Source organism: Streptomyces sp. NPDC031265 (assembly GCF_055570295.1).
Map to the genome: position 1 here is coordinate 78,537 of NZ_JBVIHM010000011.1, position 8,741 is coordinate 87,277.

7 protein-coding genes are annotated in these 8,741 nt (G+C 73.8%); 4 read left to right on the forward strand and 3 right to left on the reverse strand.

Annotated elements, in window-relative coordinates; genetic code table 11:
* Positions 1–25 precede the first annotated feature (25 nt).
* Positions 26–1,726, reverse strand: coding sequence for a GH3 family acyl-acid amido synthetase (locus tag ACZ499_RS18720; protein ID WP_468676247.1), 1,701 nt, complete (start codon positions 1,724–1,726; stop codon positions 26–28).
* Complete coding sequence (locus ACZ499_RS18725) at positions 1,713–2,363, reverse strand: hypothetical protein (protein ID WP_468676249.1); 651 nt, start codon at positions 2,361–2,363, stop codon at positions 1,713–1,715. Before ACZ499_RS18725 ends, ACZ499_RS18720 begins: the two co-directional genes overlap by 14 nt.
* 304 nt (positions 2,364–2,667) lie before the next feature.
* On the opposite strand from ACZ499_RS18725, the gene ACZ499_RS18730 reads away from it, so the two are divergent.
* The 3 genes from ACZ499_RS18730 to ACZ499_RS18740 all read left to right on the forward strand — a co-directional run bounded on the left by ACZ499_RS18730 (position 2,668) and on the right by ACZ499_RS18740 (position 7,557).
* Positions 2,668–3,294 (forward strand): YigZ family protein, encoded by a 627-nt coding sequence (locus ACZ499_RS18730; RefSeq protein ID WP_385534873.1) that lies wholly within the window; start codon positions 2,668–2,670, stop codon positions 3,292–3,294.
* A gap of 70 nt (positions 3,295–3,364) precedes the next feature.
* Positions 3,365–4,546, forward strand: a complete 1,182-nt coding sequence (locus ACZ499_RS18735) for an exonuclease SbcCD subunit D (RefSeq protein WP_468676252.1) — start codon at positions 3,365–3,367, stop codon at positions 4,544–4,546.
* Complete coding sequence (locus tag ACZ499_RS18740; RefSeq protein WP_468676254.1) at positions 4,543–7,557, forward strand: AAA family ATPase; 3,015 nt, start codon at positions 4,543–4,545, stop codon at positions 7,555–7,557. Before ACZ499_RS18735 ends, ACZ499_RS18740 begins: the two co-directional genes overlap by 4 nt.
* A gap of 16 nt (positions 7,558–7,573) precedes the next feature.
* Here ACZ499_RS18740 and ACZ499_RS18745 read toward each other — a convergent pair whose 3' ends face one another.
* The gene (locus tag ACZ499_RS18745; protein ID WP_468676256.1) at positions 7,574–8,020 is read right to left on the reverse strand and encodes an Lrp/AsnC family transcriptional regulator; all 447 of its coding nucleotides are present in this window, start codon (positions 8,018–8,020) and stop codon (positions 7,574–7,576) included.
* A 94-nt stretch (positions 8,021–8,114) separates the two neighbouring features.
* On the opposite strand from ACZ499_RS18745, the gene ACZ499_RS18750 reads away from it, so the two are divergent.
* Positions 8,115–8,603, forward strand: a complete 489-nt coding sequence (locus ACZ499_RS18750) for a rhodanese-like domain-containing protein (RefSeq protein WP_468676257.1) — start codon at positions 8,115–8,117, stop codon at positions 8,601–8,603.
* The last annotated feature ends 138 nt before the right edge of the window (positions 8,604–8,741 follow it).

The following is an 8,741-nucleotide window of genomic DNA, read 5'->3' on the forward strand; positions in this document are numbered from 1 at the left end:
GCGGCCGCCCCTGGAGGAGTGCCGTTCAGGAACCGTTCCCGTCGGTGAGTCGTTGCCATTGCGCCGGGTCTTGGCGGAAGAGCCGGTCTTTGACCTGGGTGGGGCGGACGCCGGTGGCGACGGCGGCGTGCCAGTCGTCGAGGAAGGCGTCGGGGTGCAGATGCAGGGAGGTGGGGGCGCCCAGGCGGTGGTGGGTCCGGGCGTGGTGATAGCCGGGGGATTCGTGGGCGAGGGCGTGGTCGAGGCGCTTCAGGAACGCTTCGGTTTCGTCTCCGCTCCAGGGGGTGGCTGAGGCGAGGGCGAACTGGTAGGCGGGGGTGCCGTGTTGGGCGTGGGTGACGCGGCAGGCGGTGTTGCGCAGTTCGAGGCCGCCTGCGGTCAGGGCGGTGCTGAGGGCACGCAGGACGTGGGCGTCGCGCAGACGTTCCCCGGCGGCGTTGGAGAGGGAGCTGCGGCCGGTGTATTCGAGGCGCGGCACGCCGTCCTCGCGGTCGACGACCCGTACGACGTCGCCGACGGCGTAGCGGTAGAGGCCGCCGATGTGGCTGAAGACGGTGTGGTAGTCGCGGCCCACCTCAAGCTCGTGGGGCTGGAGGGTGGGCATGTCGGGGGTGAGATCGGCGTCGGCGTCGGCGAACTCGTATACGGAGGCGGTGACGACGAGGCTTCCGGCGGTCGGGTGACGGTCGAGGGCGACGCCGGTAGGGCCCTCCGATGCGGCGACCGGGGCGGGCAGGAGAGTGACGCCCGGCCCGAACTCCTCGCGCAGCCGCGGCAGATAGAGCGAGGCGAGGCCGGTGGTCCAGCAGAACAGGGCCCGCATCCGCGGCCAGATGTGGGCGGGCCGGACCCGCCCGAAGCGCGCGGCGAGGCGGTCGAGTTCGCGGGCGCGCTCAGGGTTGGGGGACCCGTGGGGGTGTCCGCCCAGGGTGCCGTCGCGCACCTCTTGGACGATGCGCTCCCACCACAGGTTCAACTGGTGGGGGAGGGCGGCGACCATGGCCGGGTTGATGCCGATGACACAGCGCACATCGCTCTCTACTGCCAGGCGCAGCCGCAGATACATCTTCTCCAGATGCGCATCGGCCGCCACCGGCACCGGCAGGGTGGCCCAGGGGGCACTCGTGCCGGGCTCCGCGGAGAGCGGCTCACCGAACCTGGCCCCGAAGTCGACCTGGCTGGCCCCGACGTGTGGCTTGCCGGAGGCCGTGGTGGGCGGGGCGGCGATCGGGTCGTGCTTGAGGTTCAGTACCACGTCAGGGCGCGCGAGGACGTCGGGGAAGTGCTCGATGAGCGGCGCCCAGGCGGCGTAGTAGAAGGGAAAGAACGCGGTGCGCATGAACTGCGGGGTGACGGGGATCTTCTTGTGGGCGCCGGTGCTGCCGCTGCTGGTGAAGAAGACGGCGGGTCTGTCGGCGGTGAGGATGTTGTCCTCGCCGGCCGCTGCCCGTTCGATCCAGGGGGCGAGGCCGCTGTAGTCCTGCACGGGTACGGCCTTGCGCCAGTCGTCCAGCGTACGGATCCGGGCGAAGCCGTGGGCGCGCCCGTAGGCGGTGTCGGCGTTGAAGGCGAGCAGGTCCTCCAGGACCCGCTGCTGGTGTCCGGCCGGATCCGCGAACGCCGCCCGCAGCCGGGCCCGCTCGGTGAACACCCGCGACCGGTACCGTCCGATCCGCTCCGGATCGGCCCAGGACAGGCCGTCCTGACGAGTCTCAGACGTAGTCATGACAGAGCACCTCCCGCACCGCGTCGGCGGTCCGCCCGGGGGAGTTCTGCTGCTCCACGACCGTCACCGGGAGATCCCGGATCTCGTCCCACATCAGCTTCTCCAGGTCGGTCTGGTACCGCTCGAACGACGTCCGGTTCGGCCGCTCTCCGTAGTGTTCGAGGGAGTTGAGCCGGGTCCCGCGGCGGCTGCGGCGCCAGGCCTCGTGCGGCGAGACCTTGAGGTAGACGACGTGGCGCGGCTGCGGGAACGAGCGCCACCAGTCGTACATGGGGTTCTCGCTCACCCCCGCGAGGCGGCACTTCGCGAGGATCTTGTAGTAGTACGAGTCGACGAGGAGCGGCCGTCCGTCGGCGGCCTCCGCGGCCGTGAGGAGCTGGTCGCGCAGGTGCACCACGGCGGTCTGGAGCATGCTGGCCATGAAGTCCGGCGAGTAGGCGCCGTCCGGGGCCGCGACGTCCTTGACCACCTCGCGCCGCAGCCGGCCGATCAGCGCGTGCCGGTCGGTGAGGAAGTGATCGTCGACCGAGACGACCCGGACTGGCTCCGGGTCTCCCGCGAGCCGTGACATCGCCGATGACTTGCCCGCGTAATCGCCTCCCAGCAGGACGGAGAATAACGGGAGGTTTGATGACATATCGGGTTGCTCCTTACGAACCGGCGCACTCTCTGCTGTGGCACGACTCCTCCCCGCAGCCTGGGGGAGGTGCCTATAGGGAGAGTTGAGGATCAAGGGGGAGGAGCGGGTGAAGGTTCAACTGACATCCACCCGGCCGTGGCCTGCGTGTGCCGCCGGATATCCGCCCGAGCGTGCCGTCGCGCCGGGCCGGGTGACATCGGTCACCCCGCACCCCTGGGGCGGGCCGGGGATCTCGGTCTCCAGGTCCGGGGCGCCAGGGCGACCAGCAGGTCAGACGTGTGGCACCGCATAGGGTGGCCGTATGCAGGAGCAGTACCGGACGATCGCCCGCGAGGGCGTGCACGAGACCGAGGTCAACCGATCGCGGTTCCTCTGCGCGCTCGCGCCCGCCGCGACCGAGCAGGAGGCGCAGGACTTCATCGCGCGCGTCCGCAGGGAGCACCCGACGGCGACCCACAACTGCTTCGCATACGTCATCGGGGCCGACGCCTCGGTGCAGAAGGCGAGCGACGACGGCGAGCCGGGAGGCACCGCCGGAGTCCCGATGCTCCAGATGCTGACCCGCCGCGAGGTGCGGTACGCCGTCGCCGTCGTCACCCGCTACTACGGCGGCGTGAAGCTCGGCGCCGGCGGGCTCATCCGCGCGTACGGGGGAGCGGTCGGCGAAGCCCTCGACGCGCTCGGCACCGTGGTGCGCCGGCGGTTCCGCCTCGCCACCGTCACCGTCGACCACCAGCGCGCGGGCAAGCTGGAGAACGATCTGCGGGCCACCGGCCGCGCGGTGCGCGAGGTGCGCTACGCCGAGGCCGTGACCATCGAGATCGGCATCCCGGAGGCGGACGTGGAGTCCCTGCGACGCTGGCTCGCGGATGTCACCGCGGGCAGCGCGACGCTGGAGCTCGGCGGAGAGGCGTACGGGGACGCGTGACAACTCTGCGCCGTACCGGTAAGGCAGTTGCCGCCCGGGATGTCCGACCCCACCGTTACCCTCGGGGATCATGAGATTCCTGCACACGTCGGACTGGCACCTGGGACGGTCGTTCCACCGGGTCGCCCTGCTCGACGCCCAGGCCGCGTTCCTCGACCACCTGGTGGCGACGGTGCGCGAGCGCGACGTGGACGCGGTCCTCGTGGCAGGGGATGTCTACGACCGGGCCGTGCCGCCGCTCGCGGCCGTGGAGCTCTTCGACCGCGCCATCCACCGCCTCGCCGAGGAGGGCGTGCCGACGGTCATGATCTCCGGGAACCACGACTCGGCCCGGCGGCTCGGCGTCGGCGCGGGCCTCATCGAGCGGGCGGGCATCCATCTGCGCACCGACCCGGCCGGGTGCGGCACTCCGGTGCTGCTGTCCGACGCCCACGGCGAGGTGGCTCTCTACGGGCTGCCCTACCTCGAACCGGCCCTGGTCCGCGACGAGTTCAAGACCGCCAAAGCCGGGCACGAGCAGGTCCTCGGTGCGGCCATGGAGCGCGTCCGGGCGGATCTCGCGGCACGCGCGCGAGGCACCCGCTCCGTCGTCCTAGCCCACGCCTTCGTGGCGGGCGGAGAGGTCAGCGACAGCGAGCGGGACATCACGGTCGGCGGGGTCGCCGCCGTGCCCGCGGGAGTCTTCGACGGCGTCGACTATGTGGCGCTCGGCCATCTGCACGGCAGCCAGACCCTCTCCGACCGCGTGCGCTACTCGGGCTCCCCGCTGGCGTACTCGTTCTCCGAGACCACCCACCGCAAGTCGATGTGGCTCGTCGACCTGGCCGCCGACGGATCAGTGGCCGCCGAGCGGATCGACTGCCCGGTCCCGCGCCCGCTCGCCCGTATCCGGGGCCGGCTCGACGACCTGCTCGAAGAGCCCGCCCTTGAGCGTCACGAGGGCGCGTGGGTCGAGGCGACGCTCACCGACCCGGTCCGCCCCGACGACGCGATGGCCCGCGTCGCCGCCCGCTTCCCGCACACGCTGAGCCTGGTCTTCGACCCGGACCGCGCCCCCGAGGACCCGCTCGCCTCGTACGCGCGACGCCTCCAGGGCCGCACCGACCAGGAGATCGCGGAGGACTTCGTGGCCCATGTGCGCGGCGGCAGCGGCCCGGACGAGCGGGAGCGGACGGTGCTGCGCGGCGCCTTCGACGACGTACGGGTCGAGTCGGCGCTCACCCAGGACCACGCGCGCGAGGGGGCCCGATGAGGCTGCACCGGCTGCGCGTCACCGCCTTCGGCCCCTTCGGCGGCACCCAGGAGGTCGACTTCGACGCGCTCTCCGCCGCCGGGCTCTTCCTGCTCCACGGGGCGACCGGCGCGGGCAAGACCTCCGTGCTGGACGCCGTCTGCTACGCGCTGTACGGGGCGGTGCCCGGCGCTCGCCAGAGCCCCGGCGCCACCCTGCGCAGCGACCACGCCGCGCCCGAGACCGTCACCGAGGTCCTGCTCGATCTGACCGTCGGCGGACGGCGGTTGGAGATCACCCGGCGGCCCCAGCAGAACCGGCCGAAGAAGCGCGGCACCGGCTTCACCTCCGAGAAGGCGCAGACCTGGCTGCGCGAGTACGACGCGCGGGACGCCGTCTGGCAGGCGCTCAGCCGCTCCCACCAGGAGGTGGGGGAGGAGATCGGGCAGCTCGTCGGTATGAGCCGCGAGCAGTTCTGCCAGGTCGTCCTGCTGCCGCAGGGTGACTTCGCCAAGTTCCTGCGGTCCGACGCCGAGGCGCGCGGCAAGCTGCTCGGGCGGCTCTTCGACACCGGCCGCTTCGCCGCCGTCGAAGAGCGTCTGGCCGAGCTGCGCCGCGCCGCCGAACAGCAGGTCAGAGCCGGTGACGAGCGGCTGCTCGCGCTCGCCCAGCGGATGGCGCAGGCCGCCGGGGACAATGCGGACGCGCGCGACTGGCCCCTGCCGGAGCGCCGCCCGGGGGAGCCCGGGCTCGCCGAGGCCGTCCTGGAGTGGGCCGCTGTCGCGCGCGCCGGGGCCCGCGAGCGGCTCGCCGTCGCGGAGTGCGCCGTCACGGCCGCCGAGAGCCGGCAGGCCGCCGCCCGTATCGCGCTGGACGACGAGCGCCGCCTCGCCGAGCTGCAGCGCCGTTACGCGGACGCCCGCCGCCGCGCCGACGAGCTGGCCGCAGCCGAGCCCCGCCGCGCCGCCGTGCGGGACCGGCTCGACCGGGCCCGCAAGGCCGACCTCGTCGCCCCCGCCCTCACGCTGCGCGCGGAGACCGAGCGCGAGCACCACACGGCGGCCACGGCCCGCGAGCGCTCCCGCGCGCTGCTGCCCCCCGATCTGGCCGAGGCGGGGGCGGACCAACTCGGCGCGCTGGAGCGGCAGATGCGCCAGGAGCTGGGCGCGCTCGACGCCGCCCGCAGGGCCGAGGCCCGCAGCGCCGAGATCACTGCCGAGCGCGCCGAGCTCGACCGCCAGGCCAGGGCCGACGAGCAGCTGCTCCTCGACGCGGCCGGCTGGCTCGCCTCCTGGGAGGGCGACCGCCGGCGCCACCAGGAGCGCATCGACGCCGCCCACCAGGCCGCCACCCGCACCGAACAGCTGGCGGGACGGCTCGAACCGGCCCGGCGCAGGCTGGCGGCGGCCCGCGACCGTGACGCCCTCCACGCGCGCGTGGCCGCGGCCGAGGAGCGGCAGGGCGCCGCCCGGGAGCGGGCCAACGCCGCCCATGAGCACTGGCTCGCCCTGCGCGAGGAGCGGCTGCGCGGCATCGCGGCCGAGCTGGCCGCAGGGCTGCAGGACGGCGAGGCGTGCGCCGTCTGCGGCTCGCCCGAGCACCCCGCCCCCGCGCGCGCCACGACCGGCCAGGTGGACCGTGGGACGGAGGAGGCCGCCCACGAGGCGTACCGGCAGGCCGAGGCGGCCCGCGCCGAAGCCGAGCGCGCCCTCGCCTCCGTACGCGAGCGGTTCGCGGCGGCGAGCGCGGAGGCGGGCACGGAGACCCTCGCCGTGCTCGACGGCCAAGTGCGCGAGTGGGAGGCCGAGTACGGCGAGAGCCGTGCGCTGGCCGCCGGGCTGCACGCCGCCCGGGAGGCCTTCGAGAGCGCGGAGCGCGAGCACGCGCGGCGCCTGGCGCAGCAGCGCGAGGCGGACAAGCGCGTCTCGGCCCGTACCGCACGGCGCGAGGAGATCGACCGGGAACAGGTCTCCCTGGAACGGGAGTTGGCGGCGGCCCGGGGCGAGGCGCGCAGCGTCGCCGAGCAGGCGGACCTGCTTGAGCACCGGGCCGGGCTGCTCGCCGGGGCCGCCGAGGCCGTCCGTGAGGTCGAGGCGACCGCCCAGCGGCTCAAGGACGCGGACGGGCGGCTCTCCGAGGCGGCCTTCCGGGCCGGTTTCGACACCCCCCGGGCGGCGGCGGAGGCCTTCCTCGACGACCGGCAGCAGCGCGAGCTCCAGCACCGGCTCGACCAGTGGCAGCGCGAGGAGGCGGCCGTCGCCGACCGGCTCGCCGAGCCCGCCACGGTCGCGGCGTCCGCGCGCCCGGCCGCGCGGACCGAGGAGGCCGAGGCCGCCCACGCGCGCGTGGAACGCGCGCTGCGGGAGGCCGCCTCGGTGCTCGCCGCCGCGCGCGCCCGCTGCGCCGAGCTCGGTCGGCTGGGGCGGGAGGCCGCCGCGGAGACGCGCCGGATCGGGCCGCTGCGCGAGGAGTACGACCGGGTGGCCCGCCTCGCCGGGCTCACCGCGGGCACCTCCGCCGACAACGAGCGCAAGATGCGCCTGGAGTCGTATGTGCTGGCCGCGCGCCTTGAGCAGGTGGCGGCCGCCGCGACGGCCCGGCTCAGCCGGATGTCCGGCGGGCGGTACACACTGGTGCACTCCGACGCCCGGGGCGGACGCGGCCGTTCCGGCCTGGGGCTGCATGTGGTCGATGCCTGGACGGGCCGGGAGCGGGACACCGCCACACTCTCGGGCGGCGAGACGTTCTTCGCGTCGCTCGCGCTGGCGCTGGGCCTGGCCGATGTGGTCACCGACGAGGCCGGGGGCGTACGGCTCGACACGCTCTTCATCGACGAGGGCTTCGGCAGCCTCGACGACCAGGCCCTCGACGAGGTCCTGGACGTACTGGACTCGCTGCGCGAGCGGGACCGCAGCGTCGGCATCGTCAGCCATGTCGGGGATCTGCGCCGCCGCATCCCGACCCAGCTGGAGATCGTCAAGGAGCGCAACGGGTCGGAGGTGCGCCACCGCTCGGCTGGGGCCGGGGATTAGGCACCCCGGCCGGCGCTCAGCGGCCGATCGCGCGTCGGGGCAGTGGCGAGGAGTAGACGACGCTTGTCGTCACCGACCCCAGTGCGCCGATCTTCCCGGAGATCTCCTCCAGGTGGCTCATCGACCGCGCGCCGACCTTGATCACAAAGCAGTCGTCGCCCGTGACGTGGTGCGCCTCCATGATCTCCGCAGTCGCCTCAAGGAGATCGTGGAACGGCTTGTAGTTGCCGTTCGGGTACCGCAGCCGTACGAAGGCGAGGATGCCCCGGCCGAGCCGCTCCTGGTCGACGATCGCCGTATAGCCCGAGATCACCCCCGCTTCTTCGAGTCGCCGCACCCGTTCCGTCACGGCGCTCGGGGACATGGCGACGGCGCGGGCCAGCTCCGCGAAGCTGGCCCGGCCGTCTTGCTGGAGGGTGTCCAGGATGCGCCAGTCGGTATCGTCCGGGGAATACTCGGTCATGGCTGCCAGACAACAGTGAAATCCCCGGCGAATCAAGAGATGTTCCGGGGATCGTATCTTCCGGCCAATGATCAAGAGCCGTAGATTTCTGGCCATGACAACAACGCAGCTCGCCACCGCCGCCAACCCCGTCCTGCGCGTCGCCCCGGCCGCGCCCGCCGACGCCGCCGCGTACTTCCGCGCCAGCCTGGTCTTCCACGCCGATGTCTCCGACGTGGCGTCCGCGCTGGCCCAGGGCGGCGAGCAGGGCTTCGTCGTGCTGGACTCACGCTCCACGGAGGCCTGGGACCAGGGCCATGTGCCCGGCGCCGTGCACCTGCCGACCGCGCTCATCGCCGAGCAGGCCGAGCAGCTGCTCGACAAGTCCGTGCCGGTCGTCACCTACTGCTGGGGCCCCGGCTGCAACGGCGCCACCCGCGCCGCCCTCGCCCTGGCCGAACTCGGCTACCAGGTCAAGGAGATGCTCGGCGGCTTCGAGTACTGGGTGCGCGAGGGCTTCGAGTTCGAGACCTGGGAGGGCCGCGGGAAGCGCGAGGCCGATCCGCTGACCGCGCCCCTCGGTGCGGAGAACTGCGGCTGCTGACGGCCCGGCCTCGGGCGGCGGGCCGGGGGGGGGGGGGGGGGGGGGGGGGGAAGAGGGTGGGGGGGGGGGGGGGGGGGGGGGGCAGGGGGGGGGGGGGGGGTGGGGAGGGGGGGGGGGGGGGTGGGGGGGTGGGGGCGT